Here is a 20,202-nt window from a genome sequence, read left to right as displayed (position 1 = left end):
GGAGCGATCATGGACGCTGCTGTCTTCCGCGCCTGGATAGTGTCGGCCGCCGCGGTCGTCGAGGCCAACCGCGACCACCTCACGCAGTTGGACGCGGCGATCGGCGACGCCGATCACGGCACCAACCTCGCCCGCGGCTTCACAGCCGTCCTCGGCGCGCTTGACGCGGCCGGCGTCTCGGCGGCGGAGCCCATGGTCCCCGGAGCCATCCTGACCCTGACGGGCAACACTCTCATATCCAAGGTCGGCGGCGCCTCCGGGCCGCTCTACGGCACGGCCTTCCGCCGGGCCGGGAAGGCGCTGGGAGACGCCGCCGACGTGGAACTGCCCGCACTGGCGGCGGCGCTTGAGGCGGCGCTCGCTGGCGTGCAGCAACTGGGCGCCGCCCGTGAGGGCGACAAGACCATGGTCGATGCCCTCGCACCGGCAACCAGGGCCTTCGGCAAGGCGGTCGCCGAGGGAGCCTCGGCGACCGACGCACTCGGCGCCCTGGCCGAGGCCGCCGAGGCCGGCGCGCAGGCGACCATCCCGATGCAGGCGCTGAAGGGCCGGGCGAGCTATCTCGGGCCGCGCAGCGTCGGCCACGAAGATCCCGGTGCCGTCTCCACCGCCCTCATCCTCGGCGCCCTGCGGGACGCCGCCCGGGCCGGCCGATGAGCGGATCCGGCCGCTACCGCGGGCAGCCGGTCTCCACTGGGATCAGCACCGGCGAGATCTACCAGGGCGACCCGCCTACGGCGGAGTTCACCGCGGAGTCCGCGGCGGGTCCCCTGGCCGGTGCCCCGGCGGGAAACGGGCACCGCATGGCGGCCGAGGAAGCGGTGCGCGCCGCGTTCGCGGCCGTGGCCAGGGACCGCGCCGCCCTCGCCGCCGAACTCCGCGCCAGGAGGCAGGAGGAGCAGGCCGCGATCGTCGACATCGCCGCGCTGATCGCGGCCGACCCGGTCCTGGTCACCGCCGCAGTGGACGCGGTCCGGGCCGGAGCCAGCGGCGCGGACGCGATCCGGCAGGCCGGCGAGGCGCAGGCTGCGCTGCTCGCCGCGCTGCCCGATCCCGACCTGGCCCAGCGTGCTGGCGACGTCCGCCAAGTAGCGAAGGCCGCGTCCGACTGCCTTACTGGCTCCACCGCGGGGCCGCCGCCCGCAGGGAAGTTCATCCTGATCCGCAGGGAGGTCGAAGCGGCCGACCTGATCAGGCTTGCCGACACGGGCCTTGCCGGGGCGGTGTCGATCGGCGGCGGCGCCAGCTCACACGCGGCGATCATCGCCCGCGGTCTCGGCCTGCCGATGCTGGCCGGGGCTGACCCGGCGGTACTCGGCGCCGCAACCGGGCAGCACGCGATTCTCGACGCCACGGCGGGCGAGCTGATCACCGATCCGACCGAGCCAGAGATTGCCGCCGCCGCCCAGGCTGCTGCCGTGGCCGGCACGGTAGCCGTGGCACGCACGGCGGCCGCGGCGGGCCAGCCGGACGAGCTTGCCGCCGGGGAGGTCAAGACGGCCGACGGCCAGCCGGTCACGCTGCTGTGCAACGTCGCCTCGGCCGCCGAGACGCGACTTGGCCTGTCCGGCGGTGCGGCCGGGGTCGGCCTTCTGCGTACCGAGATCGCGTTCACTACGGCCGCGGACTGGCCGTCGCTCGACGACCACCTGGCACAGCTGACGCCCATCCTCGGCCTGCTCGCCGGCCGGCCTGCCGTGGTCCGCCTGCTCGACTTCTCCGGCGACAAGGTCCCGCCGTTCCTGGCGTCCCGTGGCAGGCAGGGTCTTGACGCGCTGCTCGATGACCAGAGGGCGCTGCGCGCACAGCTCACCGGGATCCTGCGCGCCGGCCGCGGAACTCAGGTGTCCGTCCTGGTGCCGATGGTCCGGTCGCTCGCGGAGGTGGCGGCGGTCCGTGCCGCACTGGCCGAAGCCGCCGCCGCCGAGGGCATCGCGGCGCCAAAGCTCGGCATCATGGTTGAGGTCGCGGCGACCGCCGCCAACGCGGCCGCCTTCGCGCAGGTCGCGGACTTCTTTTCCATCGGCACGAACGACCTCAGCAGCGATGTGCTGGGCCTGGACCGGGCCGGCCAGGCGGCCACGCCCGCGGTCACGGCTGACCCGCGGGTGCTCGCGCTTGTCCGTGACGTCGCCCGGGCAGCCATGGCCGCCGGCATCCCGGTGTCGGTCTGCGGTGACGCCGCGGCCGACCCGCTGGTCCTTCCCTTGTTGCTCGGCGTCGGCATCACGTCCCTGAGCGTCGGCGCCGCGCGCGTGCCCGGCATCGCACGGCAGATCGCGGACACCGATACCACGACCGCGAGGGCGCAAGCCAACGAGGTGACCGGGTTATGGCCGCCGGCGTGCGCTCAGCCGAGCGCGGACAGGACCACCCCGCCGCGGCCCGCTCCAAGGTCCCGCGACACCGCCCGGGCGGCCTCGGTGACCAGGCGCACGAGGTCGTCGCGGTTCTCGTCCGCGAGCAGCCGGTCGGCCGCGCCCACCACCCCGATCGCGCCGGCCACCGTGCCCTCCCGAGCCACGATGGGGGCCGCGATCCCCGCGTCGCCCACGGTCGCCTCCTGGTCCTCCACCGCGTAGCCCTGCCGCCGGGCCTGGTCGAGTACCGGGGACAGCGCGGCCCGCGTCGTCTTGGTCTGGCCGGTCAGCTGGACGAGTTCCCCGGCAAGTGCCCGGTCTCGCTGTCCCTCGGACAGGAACGCTACGATCGCCCGGCCAAGGGCGCAAGCGTGCCACGGGATCGCCGCGCCGACCTCGAGGATCTGCACCGTGTTGTCCGGCCGGAACACGTGGTGCAGCACGATCACCCGCGATCCGGACAGGGTGGCGACCCAGACCGCCTCGCCGGCCCGCTGGGCGAGGGATTCAGCCCACCGCAGCGACCTGGCGCGCAGCTCGGAGCCGTCCAGGTAGGCGTTGCCGAGCTGCAGCACCCCAGGTCCCAGGCTGTACTTGCCCGTGTCGGGGTCCTGCGCGACAAGCTCGTGGGCCTCCAGCGTGCGCAGCAGTCCGTGCACCGTGGGCTTGGCCAGGCCCACCCGGTCAGCGATCTCGGTCACGCCAAGGCGCGGCGTCCCGGAGCCGAGGACGCCGAGGATCTGCGCCGCACGCTGCACCGACTGGATCATGTCACCCTTTCAGCGATACCGAACAACATTCAGGATACGTGATGACCTCAGGCACCGTCGGAATCGTTCTCGTCTCCCACAGCGCCGAACTGGCAGCGGGTGCGGCGCACCTGGCAGCCCAGGTCAGCGGCGGGACGGTGACCATCGTCGCGGCCGGCGGCACCGACGATGGCGACCTTGGCACCAGCGCGGCAAAGGTAACGGAGGCGCTCCGCCGTGCCAACCAGGGGGCCGGCGTGGTGGTGCTGCCCGATCTGGGCAGCGCCGTGCTGACGGTGAAGACCGTGCTGGAAGACTGCGGCGATGTCACCGCCGTGCTGCTCGCCGACGGGCCGTTCGTCGAGGGCGCGGTGGCGGCCACCGTCACCGCGGCCGCGGGCGGGGACATCAAGGCGGTCGCCGCGGCCGCGGAGGAGGCTCGCCATGCCCGCAAGCTATGAGCAGGGAATCACCCTGGAAGGTGACCTGCACGCCCGTCCCGCCGGAGCGCTCGCCGTAGCCGCCGGGCGGTTCGCCGCGGCCATCAGCGTCAGCGCGGGCGGCCACACTGCCGACGCCAAGAGCGTGCTCGGGGTCATGGGCCTCGGTGCCACCAGCGGCCAGCACCTAACCGTCACCGCAGCCGGCCCCGACGCCCGCGAGGCGGTGGCGGCCCTCATCGCCATCCTCAGCGAGGCCACCAAGGTAGGCGGCTGATCTACCGCGGGCCGGTGCGGAGCAGCGCGGCCTGTTTCTCCAGCGGCAGGATCTCGGAGCTGAATTCCGGGTACGCGTCGAGCCACAGCCGCAGGGTTTCCTGCATGTCCGGTACGACGAGGTCGTCCACGATGACGATCGAGGCTGGGTTCAGCGCCTCCCTCAGCGACGGGAGCGCCGGATAGCGGGCCTTAGCGCAGGTGGCGGCGGGCGGTCCGTCCACGAAGAGGAGATCGATCCCCGCCAGGTCCTTCCATGCCCATCTCGCGTACCAGGTGTAGCTGCCATCGGCAAGCTTGAGGTCCTCAAGCGGGGCCTCACGCACCTCGGCGACATCGCTAACACCGTGCCTGGCCAGGAAGCCGCGGGTCTTGTCGGCGAAAACTGGATCGGCCTCGAGCGCGACGATCCGCCCGTCGATACCGAACCGCCGCAGCGCCAGGGCGAGCCACAGCGTGGACGCGCCGCTGCCGCATTCCACGATGAGCGACGGCCGCTGCGCGATCACCTGGTCGATGAGGACAAGGATCAGGTCAGGCGAGGCGGCCCAGCCTCGGGTGGCGGGCAGCACGTCGCTGGCGGGAAGTATGGCGTTGAGGTTCTGGATCGCCTCGATCTGGCGGAACGTCTGCCTTAGCTCCGTCCCAAGGCGGGACTCGATCCGCCGCATGGTTGCGAGCGAGCGCTGCGACTCCGTGCCCAGGTTGCCGATCCTCGCGGCCAGCTCAAGGCTGTGCCGGATCAGCAGCAGTACGCCGCCGGCCAGCAGCCCGAGCGCCATCAGCGCCGTCGTCGCCGTCGCGCCCGAGTCCGTCACCAGGCCGAGTGCGAGCGCGCCGGCTAGCCACAGCATGACGGCGACCGCCACGGTGCCTGCGTTCACGAACATGCGGATCAGTCGGCCCATGGCCCACAGAGTATCCAGATGCCTACTTTTAGTCATTAAGTTCCGCTGAAGTCACGCCCGCCGCGCATGATTGTGCAGCTCTTTCTGCAGACGTAGAGTTTTGCTCGCATAAGGATCAGCCTCTGACAGAACTGCGGGTTTACTCGACCGCCTCCGGCGCGCTCCTGCACACCTGGTCTGCCCGGTCCCCCGAACTGCACGGAATCGGAACGTTCGCCCCGGTCTCCTGGACGGGCGGCGGCCGCCAGCTGACATTCCAGACGAGTACGACTTCCACCGGGTCCGTGATCGTCCGGCTGCTCCCGGCCGACGACCGGGGCCACGACCTGCTTACCGACAGCCGGCCCGTCTTTTCCTTCGCGGCCAGCTTGGGCAGCCCGCACAACTGCACCGACGGTTTTCTTATGGCGGGGAACGGCAAGACGGCGGTGTGCGGTACCGCCGCCCAGGCCCGCGAGGCCGCGGGCTACGCCGGCAGCAACGCGTGCCCCGTCGGCACGCACCCGTACAGCACAGCGATCCTCCAGGCCTCGGCGGTGACAGGGAAACTCACCGGCACGATGTACCAGTTCGGCGTCTCTTGCCAGATGCTCGGAGACCTCGCGCTGTTCTGGGCCAACGACGCCGGCACCGCGGTGCTTGGCTACTTCGGCTACAGCCCAGCAGGCCAGTCACGGTCCCCGCTGCAGACGATCGGGCAGTTCGGGCTTTTCACCAGAGGCAAGTTCACTCCACTGCCGGCACCGCTGGAAAGCTTCCAGGGGCGGCCGTCAAGCACAGCGTGGTGACAGCGACCGAGTCAGCTGTTTGTCGCCGGTCACCCCGGGGGAAGGGCTGATGCGTCGTGCGCCTCGCGGTTGGCGAGCACGTCGTCCATGTGCGTCTCGGCCCTGGGCACGCTGCACGCCGTCGAGACCTTCACCACAGTCTGCCCGGAGGTCAGCAGGGACACCGCCAGAGACCTCGCGGCCTTCTGCAGAGGTCAGCCCTGAGCGTGCGAGGCGAAGCGGCAGGGCGTCGAATTAGCAGGCCAGGCCTTGGTGGGGCTATGATGCCCAAATTTGGGGATGTTGTTCCCTGTGTCCCTTGTCGCGGTGAACTAGGGGGCGATAAGGATGAGCAGGCGTAATACGAGGCAAGACAAAGCACGGCGGCGCGCGGAGCGGGAGCGCCGGCGGCGCTCCATGTCCTCGAGCCAGGGACCCGGGGCCGTAGAGGTGCAGTCGGTTCCGGTGGCTCCACCGCCAGAGGGGCCTGGTACCCGGAACTCGGATGAACACGATTCCGGGGTACCCACCGACGTCGGCGCGGGCTTGATCGCGGCGGAACCCGGCGAGGCTGATCTCGATGCCAACGCGGAACCTGGCGACTTCGGCGATCTCGACGCTGACGACGCCGGCCTCCAGGCCACGCTCACCGTTCTAGCTGTCCTCGCAGACGACATCGGCGACATCGCTGACGTCGCCGAGGTGGCCGACGATCTGCTCGGCGACGCCGACGTGCTGCTCGCCGACGCCGACGGGCTGCTCGGCGACGCCGACGAGCTGGCGGCACCTGACGCGCCAGAAGACCCCGGGGACCTTGAGAAGGGCAAGCCGTCCTCCGATGCGAGCGGCGAGGAAGAAGAGATCTTCGCCCTCAGTGACGATGACGACGATCTTCCCCCCGCGCGGGTGGCGGTCGCGGGCGCGACGGCGGACGCGGTCAAGGACTACCTGAAGCAGATCGGCAAGGTCCCGCTGCTGAGCGCCCAACAGGAAGTGGACCTCGCCAAGCGGATCGAGGCCGGCCTGTTCGCCGAGGAGAAACTCGCCGAGGCCGGCGAAAACCTGCCCAACGACGTGCGACTGGACCTGGAGTGGATCGCCGAGGACGGCCGCCGGGCCAAGGACCACCTGCTTGAGGCGAACCTGCGGCTGGTGGTGTCGCTGGCCAAGCGGTACACCGGCCGCGGCATGCTCTTCCTTGACCTCATCCAGGAGGGCAACCTCGGCCTGATCCGCGCGGTGGAGAAGTTCGACTACGTCAAGGGGTACAAGTTCTCCACCTACGCCACCTGGTGGATCCGGCAGGCGATCACCCGGGCGATGGCCGACCAGGCCCGCACCATCCGGATCCCGGTGCACATGGTCGAGGTCATCAACAAGCTGGCCCGGGTGCAGCGCCAGATGCTGCAGGACTTGGGTCGCGAGGCGACCACTGAGGAGCTGGCGGTTGCGCTCGAATTGACCCCGGAGAAGGTCGTAGAGGTGCAGAAGTACGGCCGGGAGCCGATCTCGCTGCACCTGCCGCTCGGCGAGGAGGGCGACAGCGAGTTCGGTGACCTGATCGAGGACACCGAGGCGATCCAGCCCGGCGAGGCGGTCAGCTTCACGCTGCTGCAGGAGCAGCTCGGCTCGGTCCTCGGCACGCTGTCCGAGCGCGAGGCGGGCGTGGTCTCGATGCGGTTCGGCCTTATCGACGGCCAGCCGAAGACGCTGGACGAGATCGGCAAGGTCTACGGGGTGACCCGGGAGCGGATCCGGCAGATCGAGTCGAAGACGATGCTGAAGCTGCGCCACCCCTCCAGGTCGCAGCTCCTGCGCGACTTCCTGGACTGAACCGTGGTACCCGCCGAACCGGTCCTGGCCGGCGTTCTGCGTTGCTCACTGTCACCCGTGTCAGGACGGCCTCCGGGTCAAGCGGTTCGCTCTTAGGCCTGACCTTTGGCTGCTCCGGCGGTAGAACTCGTCACGGTTCATCCGGTTCGCCGGCATGGCACGTAATCGTAGGGCGCGAGGCGTTCGCCCACTCGCCGAACCGCCACCGCGGCCAGAACGCGACGGCTCAGGACCCACCCGAATGCTCAGCGGGAGTGTCGGCTCGCTGCGGCGCTGGGCGGGACGCGCTTATGAGGTCGAGGTAGCCTTCGACGGCTTCCCAGAGTTCGTGTTCCGGGTTGCGTCCCATCCCGCGATGCTCGCGTCGCCAGTCCGCGTCCCAGTACGAGCCATGCACCTGCCGCAGGTGAAGCAGCGCGGCGTCCAGGTCGTCGCGCAGTTGCAATCGCTCGTCGACCGGATCGGGAACAACCCGCCGCAGCTCGCCGAAGCGCCGTTCGGCGAGCGCGGCCAAGGTCTCGTCTTCAATGCCGTCCTGCGACCAGATCCGGACCGGCGAGCGAATGTAGTGGTTCCACACCGGGTCAAGGTAGGACCGCCACCAGTACTCGAAGCCGCCCTTAGAGAGCCGCAGGCGGTCCGCCAGCCACTCGGTCCCGTGCGGCGACGAGCCCCACGTCACCTCCTCCGCCGGCAACCGGATCACCCCGGCCACCTGTACCTCATCCAGCGGGTCGGCCCCCTCAAGCACAGCACCGAAGGCGTACATCTCCAGCAGGTACGGCTCGTCCCACGGCGGCCAGAAGCCGATCTCCTCGCACCCCTCGGCCAGAAGCCGGAGCTTCTCGACTGCGCGCTTATACCGCATAAGGACTATCGTGCTACGGGCCAGGGTACGGCGGCAGGCCAGCGATTGAAGTTCAGACTGATCATCCCGAACGGGCGCGTGCTCCGCCCCATCCCTCCGACGGTCCGTGCTGGCGCGGGCCCTTATGAGCCGCGTTTGTCGTGCGGGAGACCAGGCCTGGTGACCGGGACGACGCGCAGGAGCTTCCCGAGCCCGGCGTAGTCGCCGGGATTAGTGGTGTACAGGGGCAGGTCCTCCGCGATCGCGGTGGCCGCGATCATCAGGTCCGCGATCCGCCTGCGCGGCTTGCGTCCCGCGGCGACGACCGCTGCGCTGACCCGGCCGTAGACACGCGCCGCCTCGGCATCGAACGGGAGCGGGTCGAACTCGCTCTCGGCGCGCTGCAGGGTCTCCATGCGCCGGCCGCGCTCTTCATGCTCGTCATACAGGTCCTGCTCGTCGTTGCGGCGTACCTCGTGCGGCCCTGCCGACAGCTCGGCCAAGGTGACGGCGCTGATCGCCATCTCGTCGGGCAGCTCGGCGGGGTCGATCCACCGGCGCAGGATCAGGATGTTGGTGTCGAGCATGCCCTGCCGTGGAAGATCACCGCTCATACGCGCTGTCAGCCTCGTGGTCTGCCGCCGCGTCTTGGTCGGCGCGGAAGGCCTCCAAGTCGGTGCCGGGTGCGTTGCGCGACATCGCGGCGAACTCCTGCCGGGAGACGAACCGGCGGCGCCTGCGGATCGGGACGAGCTCACCGATCTGGTGGCCGTCTCGGGTGACGGTGAACGATTGCCCGTGTTCGACGGCGTCCATGATTTCCCGCGACCTCGATCGCAGGTCTCGCTGCGTGATCTCCGGCATGCTCATGTTCACACGGTAGCACGTGGTGCTACCAGGGACTAGCTCGCTGCCTGTGAACACACAGCGGCCCCCGGCGACGGTCAGTTCCGCGCCGGGGCCGCTGCAAAAGACAGCCGGGGATAACCGCTAAGGCCGCCCAGCCAGTTCCGCAGCCGGTGGTGGGCGTGGTGTACAGGGTTGAGCCGTCGAGCTCGGGGTTGGCCACCCCGTCGTCGCCGGTCGCCGCCAGGACCGTCACGCCGTGCGCGAACGCGTCCAGGTAGGCCGCGCGCAGCGGCGCCTGCTGCGCGTAGCTGGTGAAGGTCTGCTCGGTGGCGCTGAAGCTCTGGCTGATCAAGTCGCCGAGGTGGTGGTTGACCACGTACTCTTCGGCCTTGACGATCTCGGGGAAGCCCGTCACGCCCTCGGTCTCCGCGGTCGGCGTCTCCACCAGCAGGATGTTCGCGCCGGGGGCGATCGTGTGCGCGTACTCCACGTCAAGCGTGGTCTCGCCGGCCCAGCCGGTCATGGTCGAGTTGTTCGGGTCCCACGTGGGGATCGCCCCGGCCGGCGCGATGATCTTGAAGGAGGGCGGGTCGGGGTAGCCGAACTGTGCGTCGAACGTGCTCAGGTCGGCCTGGATGGTGGGGGAGCCCCACAATCGGGAAAAGAAATTCAAAATCAGGATTCCGAACGGGTGCGCGGCTCCGCCCTAATCCCACAATTCCTCTAACGGCTCGGGTCGCGGTGCTGAGTGCCGCCGGCCCGGCTCCACGAGGCCGCGCTCGTAGGCACCCGCGAATTTCCCTGGCCAGTTGCCGAATCACACAAGCCACGGGTCAAACCATGGGTATTGCTTCCGAAGACCGCCGCGGCTGCCTTGCTCATACTGGCTGAAGCGATCGGTGGCGCCTGAGCGCTGCGATCGGTCACGAAGACAGCGTGGGCAAGGGAACGATGATCAACTGCATCCCGGGGTCCGGACCCCCGGCGGGAGGTCGACGGCCGTGACCGGGAGCGGTTACCTCTTTCGCGGCCCGCGCAGCACGCCAGAGTCGCGGGCCGGGCGGCCACCCGAGCCGCGTACCGAGACCAGGCCCGGCATGCTGATCGACCGCGATGTCGCGGTGGTGAGTGGTTCAGGCGCAACGATGTGGGTGGACGTTTACCGTCCGGCGGGCGGAGATGCCGCCGCGCCGATCGTGGCCTGGTCGCCCTACGGCAAGCACAACCCGGCTCCCATCGGGAAGATCTATCCCAACAGCGGCGTCCGCCCGGAATGGAACTCTCCGCTGACGACCTTCGAGGCTCCTGACCCGGAGTACTGGGTCCCCCACGGCTACGCGATCGTGATCGCAGACATCCCGGGTACGTGGTACTCGGAGGGGCCGGCGACCTATCTCTCGCCCGAGGAGGCCAGGGCCTATGCGGACCTGATCGAGTGGGCTGGCACGCAGCCGTGGAGCAACGGACGGGTAGGCCTGTCAGGCGTGTCGTACCTGACGCAGACGCAGTGGCGGGTGGCCGAGCTCAATCCTCCGCACCTGGCGGCGATCAACCCCTGGGAGGGCTGGACCGACACCTACCGCGAGGTCGTCAGGCACGGCGGCATCCCGGAGACGTGCTTCTGGCCGTACATCTGGGACAGGTGGGGCGCGAGCACGGGCAGGATCGAGGATCTTGAGGCCGAAACTGCGCAGCACCCGTGGTTCGACGAGTTCTGGGCCTCGAAGGCCGCCAGGCTCGAGGAGATCCTGGTGCCCGCGTTCGTCGTGGCAAGCTGGTCGGACCAGGGCCTGCACTCGCGCGGCACGCTTGAGGGTTTCCGCCGAATCTCTTCAGAGCACAAGTGGCTCGACATACACGGCCGCAAGAAGTGGGGTTACTACTACGACCCCGAGAACGTCGAGCGCCAGCGTGCGTTCTTCGATCAGTTCCTGCGCGGCGCCGACCGTGGCGTGCTGGACTGGCCGAAGGTCCGGATGGAGGTGCGGGAACGGTACTACCAGGGCACCCGCCGCGTCGCCGAGGACTGGCCGCCTAAGGACTCTGAGTACCTGACCTTCTACCTGGACGCGGCACACGGAGCAATGCTCCCTGCCTCGCCCGTCGCGGGCGCGGTAGCCGAGTACGACTCGCTGGGCAGCGCACCGGGCCCGGTGGATGCCCGGTTCACGATGACCTTCGACGAGCCGACCGAGATCATCGGGCACTCCCGCTTGGTGCTGCACGTCGAGGCCCCCGAAGCGGACGATCTCGACCTGTTCGCCGCGCTGTTCAAGACCGTCCGGGACGGCGAGGTGGCCGGGTTTCCGCACTACGCGCAGTTCGAGGACGGTCCGGTCGCCCTCGGCTGGCTGCGCGCCTCGCACCGGGAGCCTGACCTTGAGCTCAGCACCGACTTCCTGACCGTCCTCGCCCACCGCCGCGCACTCCCGGTCCCGCGCGGGCAGGTCATCGAGGTCGAGATGGAGATTCTCCCCTCGGGCACCCGCTTCGACGCCGGTGAGGGACTGCTGCTGATCGTGCAGGGCACAGATATCAAGCGCTACCCCAAGTCGCTCCTGTATGCCCGGCACGAGAACACGGTCAACGCAGGCCCGCATCGTATCCACACCGGCGGCGACCACCCGTCGCGAATCGTTCTCCCGATCCTCCCGGCAAACGATCAGGCCGCCCGGTAGACGATGAGCGACACGGCGGCGTACTGGGCGAGGTAGGCCGTGATGGTCATCGCGTGGAAGACCTCGTGGAATCCGAACCACCGCGGTGAGGGGTTGGGTCGCTTCCGCGCGTAGACCACGGCTCCGAGGCTGTACAGGATGCCCCCGGCCAGCACCAGCGCCAGGACCAGGACTCCCGCGCCCCGCAGGAGTTGCGGCAGGACGAAGACCGCGACCCAGCCAAGCCCGATGAACAGCGACGTGATGAGCCAGCGCGGCGCGGGCCGCCAGGCGGGCCGCCAGATGAGCCGGGCGAGGGCGCCGCCCCCCGCCCCAGCCCAGATGATCGCCAGCACGCTCAGCCGCGTCCAGCCGTGCAGCGCGAGCACTGCCAGCGGGGTGTAGGTGCCGGCGATCACCAGCAGGATGCTCACGTGATCGAACCGGGCCAGCAGGCCCCTGCGCCGGCTAGCTGGTGGTGACAAGTGATACGCCGCGGACACGCCGAACAGGGCCACGCAGGTCACGCTGTAGACGGCGGCGGCGATCCTGGCCGGCTGGGTCGGGGCAAGCGCGATGAGCACAATGCCAGCGACCGTGGCGGCCGGGAAGGCCCCGGCGTGCAGCATTCCCCGGAGCCTGGGCGGGCCGACGCTCGCACCGCCCAGGTCGGCCGCGCCATCCACGGCGCCGACTGCAGTTCGCATGGAGCGCTCCCTTCCTACGGTTCCGTAACCTACGGTACCGTATATTACGGAAGAGTAGGTTATGTCAGTGGAATCCCGCCAGGCGGCGCGCCGTCCCGGCGACGACAACGGGCCGTGTACACATCAATGTTAGTAACTTTGATGTTAGTAACTTGAATGTTAGTATGGCCGCATGGCATCGATGCGTCGCTTCACCGGCCGTAGCCGCGACATGCAACGGCTTCGCCGGCATCTTGACTCGGTAACCAGGGATGGGCAGGGCAGGCTGCTCAGCGTCCGCGGCAGGCGGCAGGCTGGTAAGTCACGGCTGGTGACCGAGTTCGCAGACCGGACGAAACTGCCTCAGTTTTTCTTCACCGGTTCACGGCTGGCGAATCAGAAGGAAGAACTGAGCCGTCTGGCGATGGAAGCCGCCCGCTCTTCGCTTCCTGGTGCCTCGCTGTTCGAAGGCGTCACCCTGGACGGTTGGGCTGGGGCGTTTCAGCTGATCGCGGCCGCCTTGCCGGACGGACCGGCGATCGTCATCCTCGACGAGTTCCCGTGGCTGTGCGAGTCAACTCCCGGACTGGAAGGCGCGCTGCAGGTCGCCTGGGACCGGGTCCTGGAGGCACGGCCGGCGCTGTTCATCCTCATTGGGTCGGACATCTCGATGATGGAGGCGTTGAGTACCTACGAGCGCCCGCTTTTCGGCCGGATCAAGGAGATGGTCGTCAACCCGTTCGAGCTCGCCGACACAGCCGCGATGATCGGCGCTTCCGATCCCGCGGTCGCCGTCGATGCGCAGCTGATCACCGGCGGGTACCCGCGTATCTGCGCGGAATGGCGCGGTGCCTCCGACGCGCAGGCATTCTTCGGCCAGCAGCTCTCGGACGAGAACTCCGACCTGATCGACGTTGGGCGCAATGTGCTCGCCGCCGAGTTCCCGCCGGACCTGCAGGCAACGCGGGTACTCACCGTGATTGGCGGCGGCAAACGGACCAACAAGAAAATCGCCGAGGTCGCCGGCGTCAGGGAAGCACCGCTGGCGCGCTCGCTGGAGACGCTCCGGGAGGCCAAGCGGATGATCGCGGTTGACCGCCCTGTCTCGCTCCGGCCACGGAACGACCCCCGGTACCGTGTCGCGGACTCTTACCTGCGCTTCTGGCTGCGCTTCATCGGGCCGTCGCTGCCAGATATCGCGCGGGGACGCCCCGACCTGGCACTCGAGCGGGTACGTCACTGGTGGCCGGAGTACCGCGGCAGGGCAGTCGAGCCGCTGGTCAGGCAGTCACTGGAGCGGATCGCTGCGACCGACCCCGTGCTCGCCGGAGCCGGGGTGATCGGCGCCTACTGGACCCGGGCCTCAGACGTCGAGGTGGACATCGTCGGCGTGGACCAGTGGCCAGGCGCTCGCTCCATCGCCGTGGTGGGATCGATCAAGTGGCGCGAGCACGCGCCCTTTGACAGGCAGGACCTCGCGGCGCTATCGGTGCACCAGTCGCACCTGCCCGGCGCCGACAGCGCACGGCTGATCGCGGTCAGCCGATCCGGCTGCACCGCCGATGTGCACCGCGGCTACGGCCCAGCCGACCTCATCGACGCATGGCGTTCCTGACGCCCGTCTCGGCGTGGACGTCGAGTGTCGTTCGGGCTCGGCCTTCAGGACGCGCATCACGCGTACCCGCAGCTGCTCGGCATCGCCTGCGTAGATAATCAGACGTGTGCCGTCTGGCCCGTCGACCGCCGAGAACCTGCCCGGCTCGAGCCTGACGGGCGAGACCGCCCGCGTACGCACCGTGAGGTCGGGCATGTCGCTCTGGCTTTGCGCCTGCGGCTGGGCCGTGCCCTGGATGAGCGCCACGAGCTGTTCCGCGAACACCGGGTCCCGCGTCCCGTCATATATCCAGCGGGTGCCGAGCACCCCGTGCTCCGTGGTCCCGATCAGCGCCTCATCGGCCTAGTGGACGTCCTCGAGCAGGAGCACCATCGCGGACTCCGACAGCGCATCGCGGGCTGGCCGGCTCGGCGGACGGCGCAGGCGCAGCCGCTGGCGGGGGCTCGGCCGCCCGCTGGGGCTGCGCGGGCAGGAAGACGGCCGCCAGGATGGCTCCGGCCGCCGCGACGCCGCCGGCCACGAGGGCGCCGACGGTGAGGCCGCGCAGGAACGCGTTGGTGGACGCGAGCCGCAGCGCCTGGCCGAGAGCTGGGTGGCCGAACCCCGCGAGGCCGCCCGCCGCCGCGTACGCCGCGCCGACGGACTGGTGCGCGAGCGCCGCCACCTGGCCGGGCACGTCGGCGGGCGTGGCGGCGGTGAGCCGCGACCCGTAGACGGATGCGTAGACGCTGCCGATCACGGCCACGCCGAGCGTGCCGCCGATGAGCCGGGTGGCGTCGTTCACGGCCGAGCCGACCCCGGCCTTGCTCCGCGAGACGGCGCCCATGATCGCCTCGGTGGCGGGGGCTGAGGTCAGGCCCATACCCAGCCCGTACACGACCATCTGGACCGCGATGACGCCGTAGCTCAGCGTCGCGCTGGTCGTCGCCGCCACCCAGCCGTAGAACGCGGCCATCGCGACGAGCCCGATCGTGACGATGAGCTTGGTCCCGGCCCGCACGGCGAGCTGGGTTCCCGCGACCGACCCGACGGCGACCGCCAGCGCGACCGGGAGCAGCCGGACGCCGGCGGACAGCGCGCTGTATCCGCGGACGAACTGGAAGTACTGGGTGATCAGGAAGATGAAGCCGAGCAGGGTGAAGAAGGACACCGTGACCGCCCCGCTGGCGGCGCTGAACCGCATGTTGCGGAAGAGCCGCACGTCGAGCATGGGGTGCGCGGCGCGCCGCTCGGCCGCGATGAACGCGGCGAGCAGCACGGCGGAGACGGCGAAGCCCGCCACGCTGCGGGCCGAGGTCCATCCGTGGGCCGGCGCCTCGATGATCGTGAAGACGACCAGCGCCATCATCGCCGACGACAGCACCAGGCCGGTAACATCGGGGCGTGCCGCGTCGGGGCTCCTGGAGGCGGGAACGGCGATGGCCACCCCCGCCAGCGCGAGCGCCGCGACCGGGGCCATGGCGATGAAGATGCTACCCCAGGAGAAGCTCCGCAGCAGCCAGCCGCCCACGATCGGCCCCAGCGCGATGGCCACGCCGGCGATCGCGCCCCACAGGCCGATCGCACGGGCCCGTTCCCGCCGCTCCGTGAAGACATTGGTGAGCAGCGAGAGCGTGGCGGGGAACGTCATGGCGGCGCCAAGACCCATCACGGCCCTTGCCGCGATGAGCTGCGACGCGCTGGTCGTGAAGCCGCCGGCCAGGCTGGCGGCGCCGACGACGGCGAGCCCGGCAAGCAGCATGCCCTTACGGCCGAACCGGTCGGACAGGCTGCCGAAGGTGAGCAGCAGCGCCGCGAAGACGAGGTTGTAGGCATCGACGACCCATTGCAGCTGGGTCGTAGTGGCGTGCAGGTCCCGCGTGAGGGCGGGAAGCGCGACGTTCACCAGGGTTGTGTCGAGGTTGACGAGGAACGCCGCGAGGAGCAGCGCCACGAGGATCAGAGGCTTGGATCTCATAGTCTAGATACTCAACGGCTAAGTTGAGAAAGTCAAGTTATTAGACTTGAATATCAACTAAACATGGGTTAGTCTGGTCTCATGCGTAGTTACGGTCAGTTCTGCTCGATTGCCAAGGCCCTCGACGTCATCGGTGACCGGTGGACCCTGCTGATCATCAGGGAGCTCCTGCTCCGCGGCGCATGCCGGTACACCGACTTGAAGAACGGGCTGCCGGGCATCGCGACCAACCTGCTCGCGGACCGCATTCGCGAGCTGGAGGCGGCGGGCCTGATCCGGCGGGAAGAGGCACCGCCCCCGATCGCCACCACTTTGGTCCACCTCACCGAAGCCGGCGCCGAGCTGGAACCGGTGATGCGCGCCCTGGGCTCGTGGGGGATCAGGTTCATGGCACAGCCAGCCGATGACGATGAGTTCCGGAGCCAGTGGTTCGCGTACCCGGTCGAGGAGTTCCTGCGCGACGCGGATCCCGGCGCTTCGCCGGTGTCAATCGAGCTGCGGACCGCAAGCGGTCCCGCGGTCATCGAGGTATCAGGCGGCACGGTGCGCACCAGGATCGGCGCGGCCGCGTCACCGGATCTCGCTCTCGCGGGCCGGCCGCAGATGATCCTCGCCCTGCTCACCGGCAAGCTCACCGCCGCCGAGGCCGCCGCCCGCGGCCTCGAGATCACCGGCGATGAGAGCGTTCTGCGCCGCGTCCTGCCCGACCCGGCGCACGGCGTCGCCTCAGCCAGCGTGCCTTAGGCCGGCGCGGGCTTTCGGGGTTGCAGCCTGGCACGGGGGGCGAGGTCATCCTCCAGGCATCAAGGCAGAGCCAGGCCTTCCAAACGGTGCGCGCTGAACTCAGTTGCCTAGCCTCTCGGTAGCGTGCGGGGGAAGCCGAAGCGGGCGAGGAGGCCTGAGTCCGCGAAGCGGGTGAGCGCGCTGATCTGGTTGCCTTGCAGCGTGAGCACGATGAGGCCACTGGCCCGCCAGATCGGCGCGCTTGGGTCGGGAATGTACAGGGCGAGGGCGGGCTGGCCGTTGGCCCGGGTGGGGAGGAATTTGAGGTCCTGGCCCGCGTGGGTTCCCAGGAGGAACCCGGCAATCGGCTGGGGCCCCCGGTGCTCGGCGGGCTCGGGTGGCATGGTGAGCCTGGCCTCGTCGGTGAGGAGGGCGACCAGCTCGTCGAGGTCGAAGCGCTCGAACGCGCTGACGAACCGGTCGACGATGACGGCCTCGGCCGGGGACTTGGGAACCGGCACGTCGTGCGGGTTCCGGTCGGTTCGGAGGCCGGCCCGGGCCCGGATGAGCGCGCTGTTAACGGCGGCTTGCGTGGTGCCGAGGATCGCGGCGGCCTCGGCCGCCGGGAAGCCGAGCACGTCCCGGAGCACGAGGGCCGCCCTCTGCTGTGGTGGCAGGTGCTGCAGGCCCGCCACGAACGACAGGGCGATCGACTCCTGGGCGTCGTACCGGGCCTCTGGGCCGGGGGTCAGGTCGTACAGGTCGTCCGGGTAGGGCTCGAGCCACCAGGGCTCATCGGACCGTGTCGGCCCGGTCAGTCCCGCGCCCTGGCCGGGGGGGCGGGCCGCCTGCGGGCGGCGGGATTCGCCCCGCAGGTAGTTGAGGCAGCGGTTCGTGGCGATCCGGTACAGCCACGCCCGCGGCGACTGGCCGTCGAACCGTCCGATAGAGCGCCATGCAGCCAACAGGGCCTCCTGAAGCACGTCCTCGGCATCCTGGACCGAGCCGAGAATCCGGTAACAGTGCGCCTGCAACTCGCGGCGATGCGGATCGATCAGCTCGCGGAAGGCCTCGCCGTCGCCGGCCTGGGCACGGGCCAGGGTTGCCTCGGTCATGGCTGGACCTGTCCTTTCATACGGCCACCTGGATAACGCCTCCTGAAAAGTGCAACACCGGTGGCGGCACGGATTCACCGGCGAATCCCTCCGGCGGCCGGTGCTTCAACTGGTGAGGACCTGACCAGCAACGACCGGAGGCACACATGACCTCGGTAGACCCCAGGAACGAAACCGGCGGGGGGATGGCCGCGGCACCCGGCGAAGTGCGCCGGTGGCGGGCGTTTTCGCTGCTTGCCGTGGCTTACTTCATGACCGCGGTTGATCTGCTTATCGTCAACGTCGCGCTGCCGACGATCGGCGTCAAGCTGCATTTCGCCGAGTCGGACCTGCAGTGGGTGGTGACCGCGTACGCACTCACCTTCGGCGGGTTCCTGCTGCTCGGCGGCCGGGCCGCCGACCTGCTCGGCCGCAGGCGCATGTTCATGGCCGGGCTGGCGCTGTTCACCGCGGCCTCGCTCGCCTGCGCGCTGGCCACCAGCGGCACGTTCCTGATCATCATGCGCGGCGTCCAGGGCCTAGGCGCAGCCATGGTGCTGCCCGCCGCGCTGTCCATCGTGATGAACATGTTCCCCGAGGGCGCCGAGCGCAACAAGGCACTAGGGCTCTGGGGCGCCATCGGCGCCAGCGGGGCGACCATCGGCGTGCTAGCCGGCGGCGTGCTCACCAGGTACGCGGGCTGGCCGTACATCTTCTACCTGAACGTCGCCGTCGGCGGGGCCACGCTGCTGCTGGCCCGGCGGGTGGTGCCAGAAAGCAGGCTGGACGGCGCGCGCCGCCGCTACGACCCCCTCGGCGCCATCACCGTGACCGGCGCCCTGGTGATAGCGGTCTACGCGATCTCGCAGGCGCCGGCCGTCGGATGGACAGCCGCACGGACCCTGGCCTTGCTCGCGGCGGCGGCGGCCCTGCTGGCCGCGTTCGCGATCATCGAGGCCAGGGCGGAGGCCCCGCTGCTGCCGCTGCGGCTGTTCCGGCTGAGGACCCTCGCCGGGTCCAACGCGGTCGGGTTCCTGCTCGGGGCCAGCTTCTACGGCTACATCTTCATCGGCACCCTTTTCATGCAGCAGGTGCTCGGATACTCCGCGATGACGACCGGCCTCGCTTGGCTGGCGGTCGGCCTGACCGGGACGGTGCTCGCCGGCCCGGCGCAGGTGCTCGTCACCCGCGCATCGGTCAGGCTGGTGATGGCGGTCGGGATGACCGTGACCGGGGCCGGGATCCTGTGGGCGACCCAGGTGCCCGCCCATGGGAGCTTCTGGGCGAACCTGGCCGGGCCCTTCTTCCTGACCGGCGCCGTCACCTGGGTGTTCATCCCGGTGTCGATCGGTGCCCTGATCGGCGTCACGGAGCGTGACGCGGGAGTCGCCTCCGGGCTCATCGACTCATCCCAGCAGCTCGGCGGCGCTATCGGGATTGCCGTCGCGTCAACCGTTGCGGCCGCGCGCTCCCGTGCCCTGCTCGGCCAGGGCCACGCCATCACGGACGCGCTCACCGGCGGATTCCACTGGGCACTCTGGGTCTGCGGGCTCGTCGGCCTGACCGCCGTCCCCATCGCGCTCATCCTGGTCCGGCGCGCCGTCACCGAAGCGCCCGAACGGCGGGCCAGCTTCGACGCCGAATCCCAGGGCGCTGTCCCTTGAGCGGTGCCAGAACCCCCAGCTTTTCGAGCTAGGTACCGACCATCACTCGCCCGTGAACAGGGAGAATCTAATGCAGATCGGAGTCATCGGCGCAACCGGCACCATCGGCAGCCGAATCGTCACCGAGGCGCTCAGCCGCGGACATCGCGTCACGGCATTCAGCCGCGACGCCACGAAGATCGAGGACAGCAGGGAGAACGTCACCTGGAAGAGCATCGACATCCTGGATGCCACGGGTATCAGCGCGGTCCTGCCCGGCCTGGATGTGCTGATCAGCGCATTCGGGCCTGGCAACGGCACCAGGGACATCACCGGCAGCCTGGCGCTGGCCATCGCTGACCCCAAGGCCTACACCCGGGCCGCCACAGCGCTGCTGGCAGCCCTGGACAGCCACCCCAGAACCCGCCTCATCGTCATCGGCGGCGCCGCGAGCCTTGAGGTCAGGCCGGGGCTGGTGTTCACCGACTCCGGCGAGCTCATCGATCAGGCGCTAGACCAGTTCGGGCTGCCCAGGGAGTACGCCGCAGTGATGCGCGGCCACGGGGACGCGCTCGGCATCTTGCGCGCCTCCAACCGCCTGTGGACCTATTTCAGTCCTGCTATCGAGATCGCCCCTGGCGAGCGCACCGGCCGGTTCCGGGTCGGCACCGACCAGCCGGTCCTGGACGCGGATGGGCGCAGCCGCATCTCCGCCGAGGACGCGGCCATCGCCGTGATCGACGAGGCTGAACTGCCGCGCTTCGTCCAGCGCCGCTTCACGATCGGCTACTGAACGGG

The 20,202-nt window shown here is 69.7% G+C and carries 20 protein-coding genes and 1 pseudogene; 11 read left to right on the top strand and 10 right to left on the bottom strand.

Going from position 1 to position 20,202, the window contains the following annotated elements; translation table 11 throughout:
- Positions 1-9 precede the first annotated feature (9 nt).
- Together dhaL and EAS64_RS03110 are read left to right on the top strand one after the other, a co-directional pair.
- On the top strand, positions 10-657 hold the full coding sequence (gene dhaL, locus EAS64_RS03115) for a dihydroxyacetone kinase subunit DhaL (protein ID WP_187365658.1): 648 nt from the start codon (positions 10-12) through the stop codon (positions 655-657).
- Positions 654-2,276 (top strand): annotated as a pseudogene (locus EAS64_RS03110) (putative PEP-binding protein); the annotation flags it as partial. The gene dhaL and the pseudogene EAS64_RS03110, both read left to right, overlap by 4 nt.
- Before the next feature lie 74 nt (positions 2,277-2,350).
- Here the strand turns inward: EAS64_RS03110 and EAS64_RS45490 are convergent.
- Entirely contained in the window at positions 2,351-3,130 is a 780-nt protein-coding gene (locus EAS64_RS45490) for an IclR family transcriptional regulator (protein WP_145851180.1), read from the bottom strand.
- Between the two features lie 41 nt (positions 3,131-3,171).
- Here EAS64_RS45490 and dhaM point away from each other — a divergent pair, with 41 nt between their 5' ends.
- Both dhaM and EAS64_RS03095 read left to right on the top strand, forming a co-directional pair.
- Positions 3,172-3,570 carry a dihydroxyacetone kinase phosphoryl donor subunit DhaM gene (gene dhaM, locus EAS64_RS03100; RefSeq protein WP_145851179.1) on the top strand — a complete coding sequence of 133 codons (399 nt, stop codon included), beginning with the start codon at positions 3,172-3,174 and terminating at the stop codon, positions 3,568-3,570.
- Complete coding sequence (locus tag EAS64_RS03095) at positions 3,554-3,826, top strand: HPr family phosphocarrier protein (RefSeq protein WP_145851178.1); 273 nt, start codon at positions 3,554-3,556, stop codon at positions 3,824-3,826. Before dhaM ends, EAS64_RS03095 begins: the two co-directional genes overlap by 17 nt.
- Before the next feature lies 1 nt (position 3,827).
- Here EAS64_RS03095 and EAS64_RS03090 read toward each other — a convergent pair whose 3' ends face one another.
- Positions 3,828-4,733 (bottom strand): O-methyltransferase, encoded by a 906-nt coding sequence (locus EAS64_RS03090; RefSeq protein WP_145851177.1) that lies wholly within the window; start codon positions 4,731-4,733, stop codon positions 3,828-3,830.
- 284 nt (positions 4,734-5,017) lie between these two features.
- Between EAS64_RS03090 and EAS64_RS03085 the strand changes: the two genes are divergently transcribed.
- Positions 5,018-5,521, top strand: coding sequence for a hypothetical protein (locus EAS64_RS03085; protein ID WP_145851176.1), 504 nt, complete (start codon positions 5,018-5,020; stop codon positions 5,519-5,521).
- 29 nt (positions 5,522-5,550) lie between these two features.
- Here the strand turns inward: EAS64_RS03085 and EAS64_RS46640 are convergent, their stop codons facing one another.
- Complete coding sequence (locus tag EAS64_RS46640; RefSeq protein WP_281283179.1) at positions 5,551-5,685, bottom strand: hypothetical protein; 135 nt, start codon at positions 5,683-5,685, stop codon at positions 5,551-5,553.
- Positions 5,686-5,965: 280 nt separating this feature from the next.
- Between EAS64_RS46640 and EAS64_RS03080 the strand changes: the two genes are divergently transcribed.
- On the top strand, positions 5,966-7,333 hold the full coding sequence (locus tag EAS64_RS03080) for an RNA polymerase sigma factor (RefSeq protein ID WP_246115498.1): 1,368 nt from the start codon (positions 5,966-5,968) through the stop codon (positions 7,331-7,333).
- Between the two features lie 226 nt (positions 7,334-7,559).
- Here EAS64_RS03080 and EAS64_RS03075 read toward each other — a convergent pair whose 3' ends face one another.
- From EAS64_RS03075 to EAS64_RS03060, 4 genes are all read right to left on the bottom strand, one after another.
- Positions 7,560-8,201 (bottom strand): DUF7711 family protein, encoded by a 642-nt coding sequence (locus EAS64_RS03075; RefSeq protein WP_145851174.1) that lies wholly within the window; start codon positions 8,199-8,201, stop codon positions 7,560-7,562.
- Positions 8,202-8,323: 122 nt separating this feature from the next.
- A complete protein-coding gene (locus EAS64_RS03070) occupies positions 8,324-8,794 on the bottom strand; it encodes a type II toxin-antitoxin system VapC family toxin (protein WP_145851173.1) in 471 nt (156 codons plus the stop codon).
- Positions 8,784-9,050: a type II toxin-antitoxin system Phd/YefM family antitoxin gene (locus tag EAS64_RS03065; RefSeq protein ID WP_145851172.1), complete on the bottom strand. Its 267-nt coding sequence runs from the start codon at positions 9,048-9,050 to the stop codon at positions 8,784-8,786. Before EAS64_RS03065 ends, EAS64_RS03070 begins: the two co-directional genes overlap by 11 nt.
- A gap of 22 nt (positions 9,051-9,072) precedes the next feature.
- Positions 9,073-9,684: a S8/S53 family peptidase gene (locus EAS64_RS03060; RefSeq protein WP_145851171.1), complete on the bottom strand. Its 612-nt coding sequence runs from the start codon at positions 9,682-9,684 to the stop codon at positions 9,073-9,075.
- A 346-nt stretch (positions 9,685-10,030) separates the two neighbouring features.
- On the opposite strand from EAS64_RS03060, the gene EAS64_RS03055 reads away from it, so the two are divergent.
- Entirely contained in the window at positions 10,031-11,707 is a 1,677-nt protein-coding gene (locus tag EAS64_RS03055; protein WP_145851170.1) for a CocE/NonD family hydrolase, read from the top strand.
- Here the strand turns inward: EAS64_RS03055 and trhA are convergent.
- A complete protein-coding gene (gene trhA / locus EAS64_RS03050; protein WP_145851169.1) occupies positions 11,692-12,393 on the bottom strand; it encodes a PAQR family membrane homeostasis protein TrhA in 702 nt (233 codons plus the stop codon). The two genes, EAS64_RS03055 and trhA, sit on opposite strands and share 16 nt — an antisense overlap.
- Before the next feature lie 172 nt (positions 12,394-12,565).
- Between trhA and EAS64_RS45485 the strand changes: the two genes are divergently transcribed.
- On the top strand, positions 12,566-13,987 hold the full coding sequence (locus EAS64_RS45485; RefSeq protein WP_246115497.1) for an ATP-binding protein: 1,422 nt from the start codon (positions 12,566-12,568) through the stop codon (positions 13,985-13,987).
- 334 nt (positions 13,988-14,321) lie between these two features.
- On the opposite strand, the gene EAS64_RS03035 is transcribed toward EAS64_RS45485, so the two are convergent.
- Complete coding sequence (locus EAS64_RS03035; RefSeq protein WP_222848948.1) at positions 14,322-15,944, bottom strand: MFS transporter; 1,623 nt, start codon at positions 15,942-15,944, stop codon at positions 14,322-14,324.
- An 81-nt stretch (positions 15,945-16,025) separates the two neighbouring features.
- Here EAS64_RS03035 and EAS64_RS03030 point away from each other — a divergent pair, with 81 nt between their 5' ends.
- Positions 16,026-16,688: a winged helix-turn-helix transcriptional regulator gene (locus EAS64_RS03030; protein ID WP_145851167.1), complete on the top strand. Its 663-nt coding sequence runs from the start codon at positions 16,026-16,028 to the stop codon at positions 16,686-16,688.
- Positions 16,689-16,795: 107 nt separating this feature from the next.
- Here EAS64_RS03030 and EAS64_RS03025 read toward each other — a convergent pair whose 3' ends face one another.
- Positions 16,796-17,782, bottom strand: a complete 987-nt coding sequence (locus EAS64_RS03025; protein ID WP_145851166.1) for a sigma-70 family RNA polymerase sigma factor — start codon at positions 17,780-17,782, stop codon at positions 16,796-16,798.
- Between the two features lie 146 nt (positions 17,783-17,928).
- Here EAS64_RS03025 and EAS64_RS03020 point away from each other — a divergent pair, with 146 nt between their 5' ends.
- Both EAS64_RS03020 and EAS64_RS03015 read left to right on the top strand, forming a co-directional pair.
- Positions 17,929-19,425 (top strand): MFS transporter, encoded by a 1,497-nt coding sequence (locus tag EAS64_RS03020; RefSeq protein ID WP_145851165.1) that lies wholly within the window; start codon positions 17,929-17,931, stop codon positions 19,423-19,425.
- A gap of 70 nt (positions 19,426-19,495) precedes the next feature.
- Positions 19,496-20,197: an NAD(P)-dependent oxidoreductase gene (locus tag EAS64_RS03015; protein WP_145851164.1), complete on the top strand. Its 702-nt coding sequence runs from the start codon at positions 19,496-19,498 to the stop codon at positions 20,195-20,197.
- Positions 20,198-20,202: the final 5 nt, after the last annotated feature.

The organism is Trebonia kvetii (assembly GCF_007827045.1).
GTDB lineage: Bacteria > Actinomycetota > Actinomycetes > Streptosporangiales > Streptosporangiaceae > Trebonia > Trebonia kvetii.
This window is presented reverse-complemented; position numbering and strand designations above follow the sequence as displayed.